Annotated in this window: 15 protein-coding genes; 11 read left to right on the forward strand and 4 right to left on the reverse strand. The window is 70.6% G+C overall.

Going from position 1 to position 14,203, the window contains the following annotated elements:
* The first annotated feature begins 271 nt into the window (after positions 1-271).
* From recA to WMF29_RS32170, 4 genes are all read left to right on the forward strand, one after another.
* The gene (recA, locus tag WMF29_RS32155; RefSeq protein ID WP_272094893.1) at positions 272-1,450 is read left to right on the forward strand and encodes a recombinase RecA; all 1,179 of its coding nucleotides are present in this window, start codon (positions 272-274) and stop codon (positions 1,448-1,450) included.
* A gap of 20 nt (positions 1,451-1,470) precedes the next feature.
* Positions 1,471-1,980: a SixA phosphatase family protein gene (locus WMF29_RS32160; protein WP_437323942.1), complete on the forward strand. Its 510-nt coding sequence runs from the start codon at positions 1,471-1,473 to the stop codon at positions 1,978-1,980.
* A 386-nt stretch (positions 1,981-2,366) separates the two neighbouring features.
* The gene (locus WMF29_RS32165) at positions 2,367-3,137 is read left to right on the forward strand and encodes a hypothetical protein (protein ID WP_437323943.1); all 771 of its coding nucleotides are present in this window, start codon (positions 2,367-2,369) and stop codon (positions 3,135-3,137) included.
* 176 nt (positions 3,138-3,313) lie between these two features.
* Positions 3,314-4,285: an HDIG domain-containing metalloprotein gene (locus WMF29_RS32170; protein ID WP_437323944.1), complete on the forward strand. Its 972-nt coding sequence runs from the start codon at positions 3,314-3,316 to the stop codon at positions 4,283-4,285.
* A 62-nt stretch (positions 4,286-4,347) separates the two neighbouring features.
* On the opposite strand, the gene WMF29_RS32175 is transcribed toward WMF29_RS32170, so the two are convergent.
* Positions 4,348-5,082, reverse strand: coding sequence for a hypothetical protein (locus WMF29_RS32175; RefSeq protein WP_437323945.1), 735 nt, complete (start codon positions 5,080-5,082; stop codon positions 4,348-4,350).
* Positions 5,083-5,213: 131 nt separating this feature from the next.
* On the opposite strand from WMF29_RS32175, the gene WMF29_RS32180 reads away from it, so the two are divergent.
* The 5 genes from WMF29_RS32180 to WMF29_RS32200 all read left to right on the forward strand — a co-directional run bounded on the left by WMF29_RS32180 (position 5,214) and on the right by WMF29_RS32200 (position 9,636).
* Positions 5,214-6,644 carry a hypothetical protein gene (locus tag WMF29_RS32180; RefSeq protein ID WP_437323946.1) on the forward strand — a complete coding sequence of 477 codons (1,431 nt, stop codon included), beginning with the start codon at positions 5,214-5,216 and terminating at the stop codon, positions 6,642-6,644.
* 101 nt (positions 6,645-6,745) lie between these two features.
* The gene (locus tag WMF29_RS32185) at positions 6,746-7,954 is read left to right on the forward strand and encodes a serine/threonine-protein kinase (protein WP_437323947.1); all 1,209 of its coding nucleotides are present in this window, start codon (positions 6,746-6,748) and stop codon (positions 7,952-7,954) included.
* A gap of 115 nt (positions 7,955-8,069) precedes the next feature.
* Positions 8,070-8,537: a peroxiredoxin gene (locus WMF29_RS32190; protein WP_437323948.1), complete on the forward strand. Its 468-nt coding sequence runs from the start codon at positions 8,070-8,072 to the stop codon at positions 8,535-8,537.
* A 273-nt stretch (positions 8,538-8,810) separates the two neighbouring features.
* On the forward strand, positions 8,811-9,191 hold the full coding sequence (locus WMF29_RS32195) for a hypothetical protein (RefSeq protein ID WP_437323949.1): 381 nt from the start codon (positions 8,811-8,813) through the stop codon (positions 9,189-9,191).
* Between the two features lie 73 nt (positions 9,192-9,264).
* Complete coding sequence (locus WMF29_RS32200) at positions 9,265-9,636, forward strand: hypothetical protein (RefSeq protein WP_437323950.1); 372 nt, start codon at positions 9,265-9,267, stop codon at positions 9,634-9,636.
* 200 nt (positions 9,637-9,836) lie between these two features.
* On the opposite strand, the gene WMF29_RS32205 is transcribed toward WMF29_RS32200, so the two are convergent.
* Complete coding sequence (locus WMF29_RS32205; protein WP_437323951.1) at positions 9,837-10,766, reverse strand: hypothetical protein; 930 nt, start codon at positions 10,764-10,766, stop codon at positions 9,837-9,839.
* Positions 10,767-10,891: 125 nt separating this feature from the next.
* Between WMF29_RS32205 and WMF29_RS32210 the strand changes: the two genes are divergently transcribed.
* Together WMF29_RS32210 and WMF29_RS32215 are read left to right on the forward strand one after the other, a co-directional pair.
* Entirely contained in the window at positions 10,892-11,293 is a 402-nt protein-coding gene (locus WMF29_RS32210) for a hypothetical protein (RefSeq protein WP_437323952.1), read from the forward strand.
* A 135-nt stretch (positions 11,294-11,428) separates the two neighbouring features.
* Positions 11,429-12,250 (forward strand): alpha/beta hydrolase, encoded by an 822-nt coding sequence (locus tag WMF29_RS32215; RefSeq protein ID WP_437323953.1) that lies wholly within the window; start codon positions 11,429-11,431, stop codon positions 12,248-12,250.
* A 27-nt stretch (positions 12,251-12,277) separates the two neighbouring features.
* Here WMF29_RS32215 and WMF29_RS32220 read toward each other — a convergent pair whose 3' ends face one another.
* Positions 12,278-13,027, reverse strand: a complete 750-nt coding sequence (locus tag WMF29_RS32220; protein WP_437323954.1) for a metallophosphoesterase family protein — start codon at positions 13,025-13,027, stop codon at positions 12,278-12,280.
* Positions 13,024-14,064, reverse strand: coding sequence for a hypothetical protein (locus WMF29_RS32225; RefSeq protein WP_437323955.1), 1,041 nt, complete (start codon positions 14,062-14,064; stop codon positions 13,024-13,026). The genes WMF29_RS32220 and WMF29_RS32225 overlap by 4 nt, the downstream gene beginning before the upstream one ends.
* Positions 14,065-14,203: the final 139 nt, after the last annotated feature.

The raw sequence follows: 14,203 nt of genomic DNA on the forward strand, positions 1-14,203 counted from the left end.
CCCGGTGTGCGACGATCACGATTGTTGCCCTGGTTGTGAGACTCGACCTCAACCAGGAACTACTTCCGACCGCGACATCACCGCGCTCCGGAGCGCCTGCCGGGCCGACGCGTTGCGCGGACATTTTCGGTCCTATCCGGGGTGCGGGGGTCTTGATTCCTGAACAGCCGGACAGTAAAGCTGCCGGAAACTGTTGCCCCGCGCGGCGTGGGTCCACCTCCGCGGTCCCCCCGTCGTCGCCCCCCTCCCATCGCTCCCTCCCGAGGTACGCATGAGTGACGAGAAGAACACCAAGCAGAAGTCTGCCGCCCTCGAGCTCGCGATCGCCAGCGTCGAGAAGGAGTACGGCAAGGGGGCGATCATGCGCCTCAAGGACGGGCAGACGCTGCACGACGAGGTCGCGGCCGTGCCGAGCGGCTCGCTCGGCCTGGACATCGCCCTCGGCATCGGCGGCTACCCGCGCGGCCGCATCGTCGAGATCTACGGGCCGGAGTCGAGCGGCAAGACGACCCTCACCCTCCACGCCATCGCGGCCATCCAGCGGGCGGGCGGGACGGCGGCGTTCATCGACGCCGAGCACGCCCTCGACGTGAACTACGCCAAGAAGCTCGGCGTGAAGACCGACGAGCTGCTCATCTCCCAGCCCGACTACGGCGAGCAGGCGCTCGAGATCGCCGACATGCTGGTCCGCTCGAACGCCGTCGACATCATCGTCGTCGACTCCGTCGCCGCGCTCGTCCCCAAGGCCGAGATCGAGGGCGACATGGGCGACAGCCACGTCGGCCTCCAGGCCCGGCTGATGAGCCAGGCGCTCCGCAAGCTGACCGGCACGGTCTCGCGCTCGCAGTGCCTGCTGATGTTCATCAACCAGATCCGGATGAAGATCGGCGTCATGTTCGGCAGCCCCGAGACGACGAGCGGCGGCAACGCCCTCAAGTTCTACGCCTCGGTCCGGCTCGACATCCGCCGCATCGGCGCCATCAAGGAGGCCGCCGCGGGCGGCAAGGAGCCGGCGGTCGTCGGCAACCGGACCCGCGTCAAGGTCGTGAAGAACAAGATGGCTCCCCCGTTCCGCGAGGTGGAGTTCGACATCCTGTACGGCCAGGGCATCAGCCACAGCGGCGACGTCATCGACCTCGCGACCGAGGCGAGCATCATCGAGAAGAGCGGCTCCTGGTTCTCGTTCCAGGGCGAGCGCATCGGTCAGGGCCGGGAGAACGCCCGCACCTACCTCGAGCAGCACCCGGCGATCCTCGACAAGATCGAGTCGATGGTCCTCGCGAAGCAGGGCATCTCGCGCGTCGGCGGGGCCGCCCCGACGAACGGCGCCGCGAGCCCCGGCCCGAAGGGCGGAGCGGCAGCGGCCGAGGCCCCCGCGCAGGCAAAGGGTCGCGGCGAGGCAGCCTCGTCCGGCCAGGACGCCCGCCGTCCCCCGGGCAAGACGAACTGACGCCGGCTGCCCCCGACGCCATGCACCTCTACGTGATGCGGCACGGCCCGGCGGAGGAGCGGGCGACCAGCGGGCGCGACGCGGACCGGAGGCTCACCCCCGAGGGCCGCGAGCGCGTGGCGCGGGTCTCGCTCGAGCTCCACCGCCTCCGGGGCGGCGCTCCGCTGCCGCTGGTGCTCGCGAGCCCCCTCGCGCGCGCGAGGGAGACCGCCGAGATCGCGGCGCCGATCTGCGGCGCGCCGGAGGTCGAGCTCCGGGACGAGCTCGCGCTCGACGCCGGGCTCCCGACATCGCTGGTCGCCGCGCTCGCCCGAGGCGGCGCAGATGCGCTGCTCGTCGGGCACCAGCCGAACGTGGAGCACCTCGTCCGTACGCTCCTCGACACGCCCGGCCGGGGCGCGACAGCGCTGCTCCCCGCCGGCTTCTGTACTGCCCTGGTCGTCGCTCTCGAGCCGGAGCCTTCCCAGCGCGCGCAGGGCCGCTGGCGCATGGCGCAGGTCCTCGATCCCCGGGCGCTCGCCTCGCGATGAGGGAGGCGCTGCGCACGCGCCGTGTCATGGCGGGAGAGAGAGCAGGAGCAGAAGACGCGCGTCCGAGGCGGAAGGCGGCCCGACCGGAGCATGCGCGCGTGGCCTTCACTACAAACACATGAATTTGCAGAGGAAATCCAGATCACCGGCGCGCGGCGGTCGGGGCGCCCTCCCTCTCCCTCCGGAGGGACCGGCCACCCGCTTACATAGTCACAAATCCGAATGATTTCGATGTTCTCGGCCGCTCGCTTGACAAGGATCCCACCCGAGAATACGCCCAAATAAGGAGGATTGAGATGGCGGGACAGATGGCCTTCCCCTTCGCTCAACCCCCTCCAGGCCGTCTGTCGCGCAGCGGTGGGAAGGGCGCGGCGCGTACTTCCCTGTTGCCACGTGTCTCCCGGGCGGTCGTCCGGGTGCCGGACCCCCGCCATCATCCGATCGACATCGATCTGCCGCCGGGGCAGCCGCACATCTACGTGCACGAGGGGGCGCGCCAGGCGCTCATCCGGCGGCTGGAGCTGGCCCAGAAGCGGCCGGTCCTCCTCTCGGTGACCGACAACTACCGGCAGATGATCTCCTCCTCCCTCCGGGAGGGCATCCTGCAGGCGCGCGTCCACCACATGTTCCTGGATGCGCCGGCGCTCGTTCAGGAGGCGCTCGTCCGGTACGTCGTGACGCAGGACCGGGCCGCCTCGCTCGTGGTCGGCCAGTACATCGACGAGAACGGCCATCGCATCCGGGCGAGCCGGCCGGTGAGCACGCCGCTCTCGACGCAGGGGCGGACGCACGACCTGCTGCTCCTGTTCCAGAAGCTGAACCACGGGTACTTCGGCGGCGGGGTCGACGCGCTGATCACCTGGGGCAAGCGGACCAAGGCGCGGAAGCCGCGGCGCACCATCAAGCTCGGGAGCTACTCGGCGGTCGAGCGGCTGATCCGCATCCACCCGGTGCTCGACCGGCCCTGGGTCCCCCGCTACTTCATCTGTTACGTCATCTACCACGAGATGATCCACCACGTGATGCCGGCGAGCCACGGCAACGGGCGCCGGATGCTCCATCCGCCCCAGTTCCTCGCCCGCGAGCGGCTCTTCCGCGACTACGAGCGCGCCCTCGCCTGGGAGAAGGACCACGTGGGGCGGCTCCTCCGCACCTGACGCATCCATCGCCCGCGGACGCACGGCATCCGTCGGCGCCGAGCGACGAGCGCGACGAACGCGAGGAACCATTGCGCGAAGGTGCGGCTGGCTCTAAACCGGCGAACCCCCGTGCGGGCCGCGCCAGCTGGCGCCCCGTGGGCGACCCCGTAACCTCGAAAGTGTGGAAGGCCAGCGTGCAGGAGATTCTCACCCAGGAAGCGAGCCCGAAGCGGGCGATGGAGGCCCTCGAGTGGGCCGTCCAGCGAGCAGAAAAGGCGGAGGCCGAGCAGCCCGAGGCGGGCGCCGAGCCACGCGCCTCGTCCAGGGTGATCTCCGGGCGGCCCGCCGACTTCAAGGCCGCGACCGCCGCCTACCTGCCCGATGTCCGCAAGATGCTCGACCGGGTCATGATGAGCGACGACGCCGAGGCCGGGCTCGACGCCCTGCTCGAGTCGGGCGCCCTCGCCGCGATGCTGCCCGAGGTCGAGGCGATGGTGGGCTTCGGCGACGGGGAATGGCGCCACAAGGACGTGTGGAAGCACACGAAGCAGGTGGTGCGTCAGGCCGTCCCGAGGCTCGAGGTCCGCTGGGCGGCCCTGCTCCACGACATCGGCAAGACGAGGACGCGCTCCATCTCGCCGACGGGCGAGGTCCACTTCTTCGGTCACGCCGAGGTCGGCGCGCGCATGTTCGACAAGATCGATCGGCGGCTGCCGCTCTTCACGAAGGAAGAGGCGCTGAAGAACAGCATCCGCTTCCTGATCCTGCACCACCTCCGGGCGAGCCAGTACGACGCGTCGTGGACCGACAGCGCGGTGCGCCGGTTCGCCAAGGAGATGGGCGGCTGCCTGAAGGACGTGCTCGACCTGTCGCGGGCGGACATCACCACGAAGCGGCCCGAGAAGAAGCGGAAGGGGCTGAAGCAGATCAGCGAGCTCGCCGAGCGGGTGCTCCAGGTCCAGGCGGAGGACGCGGTGGTGCCGCCGCTGCCGAGCGGGATCGGCGACGCCATCATGCATGCGTTCGGGCTGCCGCCGTCGCGGCGGATCGGCGAGATCAAGCGCGCGCTGGAGGAGGCGGTCGAGGGGGGCGAGGTGGCGTCGCACCAGGAGGCGGACGTCTACATCGCGTTCCTCCGGGAGCACGCGGGGCGATTCGGGATCTGAGGGCGTAACGCAGAGCAGGGGCGCGGAGGGGGTGCCGGCTGCCCGGCCCCCCGGGGGAGCGCTCAGCGCAATGGGGCTTCGCAGGTGAGGCAGCGGGGGGGGACGCCTTCCTTGTGGTAGTGCTCGCCGCAACGGCCGCAGAGGCGGGCGTCGGCCTCGAAGGCGATCAGCTTGTCGGTCGCCTTGCAGCGAAGGCCGGCGACCTGCGGCGGCTCCAGCGAGCGCACCTCGCCGGCGGCATCGTCGGGCGGAGGCAACGCGCCTTCCTTGATGTCGGCCGCACGGGCGGGGATACGCACCCTCGCCTCGGCCAGCACGCGCGCGGCCGCCGGGAGGTGCGATCGCAGCGGGATGGCGATCGCCGTGCCGCTGCCCTGGACCGTGAGCGCAGTCTCCGTGAGCAACAGGCCCGTGACATCGTGCCAGCCGATGCGCTCGATCTCACCAGGTCCGCTCTCGATCCCCACCCCGGCATCACCGACACGAAGCGACTTCATCGACCACTGACCGAAGAGCCCCACCGCCGCCCCGAGGAGCAAGGCGCCGAGGAGCAGGTACGTGGCCGCCGGGTGCGCGCCCGCGTCCTCGCCCCGGAACCACTGGCCATAGACACCCGCCCCGGCCAGCAGCGCCGCGACGGACATGCCGAGCATCGTGAGGCCGAGCTCGAGCGACGCCTTCGGCTCGAAACGTCGCTCGCTCCGCGGATCGGTCCGCTGTCGCAACACGACCTCACCGCCCTGCCCCGTGGTCCCCGAACCCTTGCGCCTGCGCTTCCCCGGTCTGTCGGCTGCCATCGGCGGCTTCCTATCGGAGGAGACGCCCGGACGCAAAGGGGCTCAGCCCAGACCGGCGCTCTGCACGAGCAGCCAGACGGGAGCCGCACCCCGCCCGCGCCGCAAGGACGGAGAGGTATGCTGGCACCGCGATGCCCTCGATGCCCAACGCAGCGACGTACGTCCTGCCAGCGCTGGGCATCGGGCTCGCAGCCCTCGCGATCCTGGGGCCAGGCTCGCCACGCATGGCCACCGGCGTGCGGGTGTGGGGGACGCCCGTCGCCGGAAGCGAGGCGCTGGCGCTCCGCATCGAAGGGGTGCGCCGCCTCCACGGCGCCGACGATCCCGCGGCGATCCCGCAGATCGAGGTGAGCGCCACCTCCGCAGGGGCGCCGCTCGAGCGATGGACCGGCTCGCTCGACAAGGACGGCATCGGCGAGGCGCTGCTGCGCGCGCCAGCAGGGCTGCAGGAGCCGGTGACCGCGCGGATCGCGCTGGGCAGCGTCACGCTCCTGGAGCGGCAGCTCCCGCTGTTGCCTCCGCTCCCAGCGGCGGAGACGAGCCCGCTGCCGGGCGCGGCGAACGCGACCGCGCTGCCAGGCGCGGCGCACGGGGAGCTCCGCCTGCAGGTCACGGCGGCGCGGGGAGCCCTGGCAGCGCCGTTCCCGGAGCGGGTGCGGGTCGCGATCGAGGCGCAGGACGGAACGCCCGCGGCAGGGGCGCGCCTCGAGGTGAGCACCGTCGGGGCGGAGCTCGTGGAGCACGGCAGCGGTCCGGCGCAGATCACGGCCGATGCGCGCGGCGCCGCGGAGCTCACGCTCAAGCCGCTGGCGCACACGGTCGAGCTCACGCTCCGCGCGACCCACCCGGGGAGCGCACCGCCGGGGACACGGAGCGCGAGCGGCACCTGGGAAGGGAAGCTGCCCGTGATCCCGGGAGCCGTCTGGCTCGATCCGGGCGGACTCGATGGCGAACGGCCCGAGCTCCGGTTGATCTCCCCGGCGCCGAGGCCGCGCGCCTACGTCTCGATCGGAGGTGCGCGCGGCCGTGCGCTCGGGGCGATCGTCCCGCTCGCTGCCGATGGGGCGGGCTTCTTCTCGGGGAAGGTGACGCTCCCCGACCGACCCGCGCCCGGGGAAGCGGACTGGGCGGTGGTCGCGAGCGACCCCTACGAGCAGGGCGCGGGCACGGTGGCCTGGCCGATCGCGTCAGCGGCGGCGTCCGCCTCGCCGCGGCGCGTGGAGCTGCTCGCGGACGGGATGCCGGCAGCCGAGGCGCGCGAGCGGGCTCGCGCATCGCATGCGCGGCGCGCTGGCCTCCTGGTCCTCGCCGCGTCCGCGGTGGTCCAGGTGCTGCTGCTCGCGCTGCGATCCCGGACCGCGCGGCGCCGCCTCGAGGCGCACGTCGCCGACGCCTCGGGCGGCGAGGGCAAGGACGGAACGCATGGCGCGCCGCTGTCCAGGGAAGATCGCGACCGGCTGCTCGCCGCCGTGCGGGCGGAGCCGCTGCTGTCGGTGCTCGCCCTCGCCGCGCTCGTCGGGCTCTCCTTCGCGGCGGTCGCGGCGCTCGCCACCTTCCGATGACCCGAGGGGGCGCGCCGCCTCGTGGATTTGATCCGCGGCGGGCCCCGAGCCGCTAGACTGGACGGCCAGGCGGCACGGGGCGGGAGGACGACAGACAGGGCATGTCCGAGCAGCAGCGGTACCGGGTCATCAAGCGCCTCGCCTCCGGAGGCATGGCGGAGGTCTTCGTCGCCGAGAGCGCGGGGATCGAAGGGTTCAAGAAGCAGGTCGCGATCAAGCGCGTCCTGCCGCAGCTCAGCAAGAAGGAGCAGTTCATCGCGATGTTCCTCGACGAGGCGCGCCTCTCGGCGCACCTCTCGCACTCGAACGTCGTGTCGGTGTTCGACATCGGCGTCGGCGACGGCACCTACTTCATCGTCATGGAGTACGTGGACGGCGCCGACCTGAGGGCGCTCCTCGATCACCAGAAGAAGGTGGGCCGGCCGATGACCGTCGAGGTCGCCGCCTTCATGGCCGCGAAGATGTGCCAGGGCCTCGCCTACGCGCACGATCTCGCGACCGCGGACGGAAAGCCGCTCCAGATCGTGCACCGGGACATCACCCCGGCCAACGTGCTCATCACCCGCTACGGCGAGGTGAAGATCGTGGACTTCGGGCTCGCGAAGGCGTCGAGCCAGCTCGCCGAGAGCGACGCGGGCATCATCAAGGGGAAGTTCGGCTACCTCGCGCCCGAGACGGTGCTCGAGCAGGGCGTCGACCAGCGCGTCGACATCTTCGCGCTCGGGATCATCCTCTGGGAGATGCTCGCCGGGCGCCGGCTGTTCCTCGGCGACTCCGACTACATCACGGTGCGGCTGGTGCGCGACGCGGTGATCCCGTCGCTCCAGCAGATCAACAGCGATGTGCCGCGCGAGCTGGAGCAGATCATCCGCCGCGCGCTCGCCCGCGACCCGTCGGCCCGCTACCTGTCGGCGCGCGAGCTCGGCCGCGACCTGACCCGCTTCCTCTACCGCTACGGCCGCCCGGTGAGCGAGGACGACGTCGCCTCGCTCGTGGAGCGCGCCAAGGGCGGGCCGGCGCGGGCGGTCGACGGGACGCAGAAGATCGCCGAGCTCATCGACATGATGCTCCTCGAGTTCAAGTCGCTCACGAAGGAGCCGACCGCCGGCGGCAGCGGCCTGAGCCTGCTGCCCACCCTGGAGGGCGCCCCGATCCTGATGCACGGGGAGGAGCACCCGAGCTCGCCGCCCCCGCGCAGCGAGGGGCCGCTCGGGGGGCTCGCCGACGAGCTGGAAGGCCCCGACTCGCTCCACCAGGACGAGTCCTCTTCCTCGGTGACGGCCTGGTTCCGAGGGCTCATCCCGCGCTAGATCCCGCACGGGGAGGCCAGCGACGTGACGTCCGCGCCGCTGCGCCGTCCCATCCCATGACCCGCCACCGGCCAGGGGGAGCCTTCCTCCGGCCCACAGCAAAGGCAAAGAGAAGATGAGCGTCGAGATTGGAAAGCCGTTTCCGCGCTTCGCCCTGCCGAACCAGGACGGCAAGACCGTGAAGCTCGAGGATTTCGCGGGCAAATGGCTCGTGCTCTACGTCTATCCGAAGGACGACACGCCGGGTTGCACGATCCAGGGCAAGTCGTTCACGGCCTCCAAGGCAGATTTCGACGAGGCCAACATCGCCGTGGTCGGCGTCAGCGCGGACGACGTCGCGTCGCACAAGAGCTTCTGCGACAAGTTCTCGTTCACCATCGACCTGCTCGCCGACACGGACCACGAGCTGCTCAAGGCCGCGGGCGTCGGGCAGAGCGAGTGGAAAGGCACCCTGTACTGGGACCGGACGACATTCGTCATCGATCCGTCGGGCGTGCTGCGAAGGACCTACCTGAAGGTGAAGCCGGACGGGCACGAGCAGGCCCTCCTCAAGGACATCGCGGAGCTCAAGGCCCAGGCCTGAAAGCCGCGACCGCCTGCGGGGGCAGGGCGCAGGGAGGAGACGCTCCACCTACGCAAAAACTTGCTCACGCTGGATTTGCTGGCATGTCGCCCCTACCCTGTCGCCCTTGTGGCACCACGCCCTTCGTTTGCTCCCGGTCGAATCGTATCGCTCACGGCCTTCGCGGCGATCACCGCGGCGGCGCTCGCGACCGCTGCCGCGGTGGGCGCCTGTAAAGGCTCGGGGGGCGGCGGATCCGTCGGCTCGAGTACGGGCGACGCGGGCGGCTGTCCGATGGGGCCGAGACAGGCGCTGTTCACCATCACCGTGCGCGCGAGAGGCGCCACCGTCCCGCCGGACGCCACCGTTCACATCGCGTGGAGCGCCGCGGACGAGCCGATCTTCGTCCTGAGCGATCCGACCACCTGGAAGACGCTCGACGAGGCCAACCTTGTGTGCGCCGTCGATCGCGCTCAGCCTCCTCCCGAAGCGCTGGAGGCGCTCGTCTGCGAGCTGTGGACGGCCGGGGTGACGTGGGTGAAGATCTCGGGGACAGGCTACGACGACTTCGAACAGACGCTCGCGCCCGTCATGAACGACGAGTGCGAGACCTTCCTGCCTCAGAACGTCGATATCGAGCTCGTCCCGGCGGTCGACGCGGGCACGGGTGAGTAACCGGTAGCCGGAGGGCGCGCCTGAGTGAGGTGATCGCTGCCAAGCCCGGGCGCCCTCTCCTGTCGAAGGCAGCATGCGCCCCCATCCCCTCTTGGCCCTGTTCGTTCCAGCCTTCCTCTCCGCCTGCAGCAAAGCTCCCGAGGCGAAGGCCCCGGCCCCCGGCGGGCAGACGTTCTCCGAGGCGGTCGCGATGATGTGCGACGTCGACAGTCGAGCCGGGCTCGACCCGGAGGCCGATCCGATCAGCGTCGGGCAGATGCGGTCGGCGTGGATCGCAGAGCACGTGGAGAGCCCCGATGGAATCGAGCTCCGCACGATGCTCAGCGTGAAAGGGGCCGCAGAGCAGGGCGCGATGCTGCGCGACGAGGCCAGGAAGGCAGGAATCGCGCGCTGCGCGCTCGCGGACTCGCTGGAGGCGGACGGGACAGGCGGGCTATCGCCATGACGCCGTGAATGCACAGGATCGGCAGCGACGCACGGCCATCGGGGGCCGGGCGCAGCTGGCCGGAACGTGCGACGGGGGATGAGAGAGGTGGGGGGAGATGGCCGAAGCGGAAAAGAGGAGCCGAAGAGAGAGGACGAGAGGGCGGCCCCTTTGAAGCCAGGTTGACGTGGGTGACGAAGCTTTGGATTTGTACCTCTCCGTCAGGAGAGCACTTCCGTGGCATCCTTCGCCCCGAGAACGTTATCGATCCAGCGGTCGAGGGTCGTGATGTCCGTGCATGCCTGGATGCGCGCGCTCTCGCACTCGGCGAGCACGATCCCTGCGCGCGCGAGCAGCCGGAGCAGCGTGCCCCTCTTGGCCTTCAGCTCGCCCTCACGCAAGCCCTCGAGCTTGCCCTCACGCAAGCCCTCGAGCTTGCCGCGATCGATGAGCTTCTGCACGAACGGGGGGAAAGTTGCCTCGCCTTCGATCTGCCGTTCCATGACCAATGCCTCCAGAGCCCGCCGCATGGGCTCTCGCAACCCGTTCCAGATGACCTGAAAATAGACCGCCGCGTGCTCCTGGTCGAGCCGACCGAGGGCGGCGAGCGCGGCCTGGACCACGGTGAGCCCGTTCGGCCCGTTGCCGTGCACCACGGCCGAGAGCACGGCGAGCTCGATCTCTTTCTCGGCTTCGGTAGGGTCGGTGATCTCGGGGACGACCGCTGGACCGAGCACCAGCGGCTCGATGTGGCCCAGCCCCAGACCGAGGTCGATGTTCTCCGCCGCCCAGGTGGCCACGCCCGCGTCCGGCGCTACGACAAGGACGACCGTGCCGCAGCGCTTCCTGGCGCGCACGGCCGTGACGTACGTCGGCCACGAGAACTTCTTGTCGGGATCCTCGTCGCGCTGGACCTCGAGGACGATCGCCAGCGCGAGCGCGCCGCTCGCGTCTCGAAGCTCGAGCACCAGGTCGGCGCGGAACTCGACTGGGACCAGCTGGTCGAGCGACGACTCGACCACCGCAACCGAGGCGTGCGGCGGCACCTCGACGTGGAAAAGCGTCGCGAGCAAGCGGGGCGCGAGCTCCGGGTGCTCACGGAAGATCTCGACGAGGGCGTTGTGCTCGAGCGTCGGCATGACGAGGGGCATCGAGCACGCACCGTGCCGACATGAAACGACGGGAAAACGCGAGGAGAGAGCCGACTCCGGGGTGGCGGCGCCATGGCGAACCTGCGCTGCGAAGAAGCTCTCCGCCACGGAAAGGCAGCGGTCCATTGCAGCTCAGGAGTGCGCGCCCTGTTGACGATCACCAAGGCTCACCGCCCCTGAACCGCGGCGGCCCCGTCGCCCCCACCACCCTCGCCGCCGCCGACAAGGAGCGCCCTCACTTCGCCGTGTGGCGCGCGATCGTCGCCACGCACGTCCCCCCGTTCAAGGAGGCCTGCTGGCACGAAGGCCAGATCTCCAACGACGATTGGCTCCCCCATTTCACCTGCAAGGCCACAGGCGAGGCGATCCGCGAGGCCGCCGTGCGGCACCCTGAGCGGCGGATCGAGGTGCTCTGCGGCCACACCCACGGCGCCGGCGTGGCGGAGATCCTCCCCAACCTCGTCGTGCGCACCGGCGGCGCCGAGTACGGCGAGCCCGCGGTGCAAGGCGTCATCGCGACCGCGTAGGCCACCATCGCGCCGCGCGCTCGGCTCCCTGCCGCCCTACCGCCCTCGAGGGCGTCCATCCCACGGCCCCTCCGGCCCCGACACGATGTATCCTGCGCGCCACGACCTCCGCCGACCTCGGCAGAACGGTGAGCCATGCCGACGAACGACCCCGACAGCCAGCTCGACGAGCTCCTTCGCGCGCTCGACGCAAACCCTCGCGCCACGGACGTCTTCTATCCAAGACAGGTGAACGCGAGCCCTCCCGCCGGCGCGACGGACTACGACATCCCCGTGGCCCCCGGGGTGACGCTCGGCGCGCGCTGGCACCTGTCCGACCCGGGCAATCCGACCGTGCTCGCGTTCCACGGCAATGGCGAGACCGTCCCCGACTACGACGACATCGCCGAGGGCTGGCACGACATCGGGCTCAACCTCTTCATGGTCGATTACCGCGGCTATGGCTGGAGCCGCGGACAGCCGACGATGCGCTCGCTCCATGAAGATCCCTTGAAGGTCTCCGACTTCTTCCAGCGCGAGCTCGCCGAGAAGAGCCGCGCTTCAGGCCTCGACCGGCCGCCGGTGCCCGTGCTCTTCGGCCGCTCGCTCGGCAGCTCCCCGGCGTCGCGCATCGCCGCGCACCGCGGCGACGCATACCGCGCGCTCCTCCTCGAGAGCGGGTTCAGCGACGTTCGGCACCTGCTCGCCCTCTTCGAGATCGACCTCGGCGATCTGCGCGACGAGGCGCACCGCAGCTTCTCGAACCCGGAGCTCCTGCGGAACGTCGAGATCCCGGTCCTCGTCCTGCACGGCGCGCGCGACACGCTGCTCCCGCCGGACCACGCCCGCGAGAACCACGCGGCCGTCCCCCACGAGAGGAAGGCCCTGCACCTCATCGACGGCGCCGGGCACAACGATATCCTCCTCTTCGCGGCCGCCTATTTCGGAGCGATACGGGCCTTCCTGCAGAAGCACTGATCGAAAGCGCCGAGCGGCGCTCGCCTGCTACACCTCGAACAGCAGGAACGACTTCCCCGTCAGCTTCCTGAGCAGCGGCATCGCCACGTTGTAAACCGGAGTCCCGTTCGACATGCGCCCCTCGAGCGCCCCGTGGTGCGCGTGGCCGTGGAAGACCACGTCGGCGCCGTACAGATCGATCGGCGCGGCCAGGCGGCTCGTCCCAAGGAAGGGCCTTATCTCCACGTTCTCGCCGACGGTCGTCTCGAGGATCGGCGTGTAATGCATGATCACGATCTTCTTCTCGCTGTCGAGCTGGGACAGCGCCGCCTCGAGCTTCAGCGCCTCGCTCACGGCCTCCTGGACAAAAGCCTTGAGCGGGCCCTCGCCGAACGCCTGGAGCGTCGCGCTCCCGAAGCCGCCCATGAAGCCCTTCACCCCGGCGACCCCGATGTCGTCGCGCAAGATCAGGTGATCCCCGTCGAGCACCTCGACGCCCGCGTCGCCCAGGAGCTTCGCTATCTCGGCGCCCGCCCCCCGGTCGAGATCGTGGTTGCCCAGCACGGCGGCGCACGGCACGGAGAGCCCGGCGAGCGCGTCGGCCAGCACCTTCGCCTCCTCGGGATGGCCGCGATCGGTGAGATCGCCGCACAGCACGAGCAGCTCCGCCTCCGCGTTCACCGCCTTCACGAGCTCGCGCATCCTGGCGCCGTGCTCCGGCCGGCAGTGCAGATCCGAGGACGCCGCGATGCGGCGCTTGCCCGGCTCCCCGTTCCCTCCGGCGACGGAGGCGCTCATGATCCAGACTTGCGGACCCGCGCCGCCTCGACCTCCACCCCCGGCCCCTCCGCGCCGCCCTGAGCCCCGTCGCGGCCCGGCCTCTCCTTGCCGAGATTGCCGAGATTGCCGAGATTGCCGAGATTGCCGAGGCGAGGCCGCCCCGCCGCAGACCGCCGGCGCTTCCGGCCCAGCGCCCCCCGCGCCGCCTCGGGCGCGGCCCCAGGAGGCGCCACCACGAGCCCGAGCTTCTCATAATCGTGCGCGTACTGCCGCCTGCTGATCAGGTTCCCCCGGCAGACCCGGAGCGGCGCGTCGCCGGCCCGCATCTGCTCCAGCGTGCGCCGGCAGAGCTCGTCGATGAGCCACCCGGGCACCCGGCTCCGCGCGCCCGGATAGACGAAGCGGTACAGCGTCAGGTGCGCGAAAAGGACCTCCCAGTAGGGACCGAACCGGGCGAGGAGCCTCTCCCAGTCCATCTCGTCCCCGCACGCGTAGATGAGGTGGTTCACGTCGGCGCCGTCGTACCGCTCCCGCTCGTCCACGAACGCCTTCGTGAAGATGATCTCCTCCACCGGCGCGATCAGGCAAGAGTGCCCCAGGATCGTGGCCGGACGCGCGTGCTCGAACCAGCCGCCATCCACCACGGCCAGGCCGTTGCTCGACGAGAAGATGAGATCGATGAAGCGATCGCCCGCGTAGGCCTTCCCGATCCACAGCGGATCGATGAGCTCCGTCGCGAAGCCGGCCCGCTCCAGCGCCCTGAACGCCGCCGGCACCTCGCGCTCGTCCAGCATCACGTCGAGATCCTTCGTGTCCCGGAAAATGCCCGTGTACGCGAAGAAGGCATACGCCCCCGCCACCATGAACGGCACGCCGGCGCAGAGGAGGGCTTCCATCGCCCTCACCCTCACCTCCAGCTCGCCCGCGCGGGAGAGCTGGCCGGCGGGGTCGTCGAAGGCCGGAGGAGCGAGCGCCGCGCGCTCGCCTGCGCGCGTCGCCCGGGCTGAAAGCGCGTGCTCCGCGTCGCCTGCGACAGGGGATCCGCTGCGGACCATCCCCCTCTGCGTAATGAACAGGACGTGCGATGGCGACCCCCCTCCCCCCTCACGCGCCCGGAACATGCGTGGACACGTGGACACGTGGACACGTGGTCCACGCCGGAACGACGCGAACGAGGGAAGAGAAGCGGGCTCG

The sequence above is a fragment of the Sorangium sp. So ce381 genome, from assembly GCF_051473845.1.
Lineage (GTDB): Bacteria > Myxococcota_A > Polyangia > Polyangiales > Polyangiaceae > Sorangium > Sorangium atrum.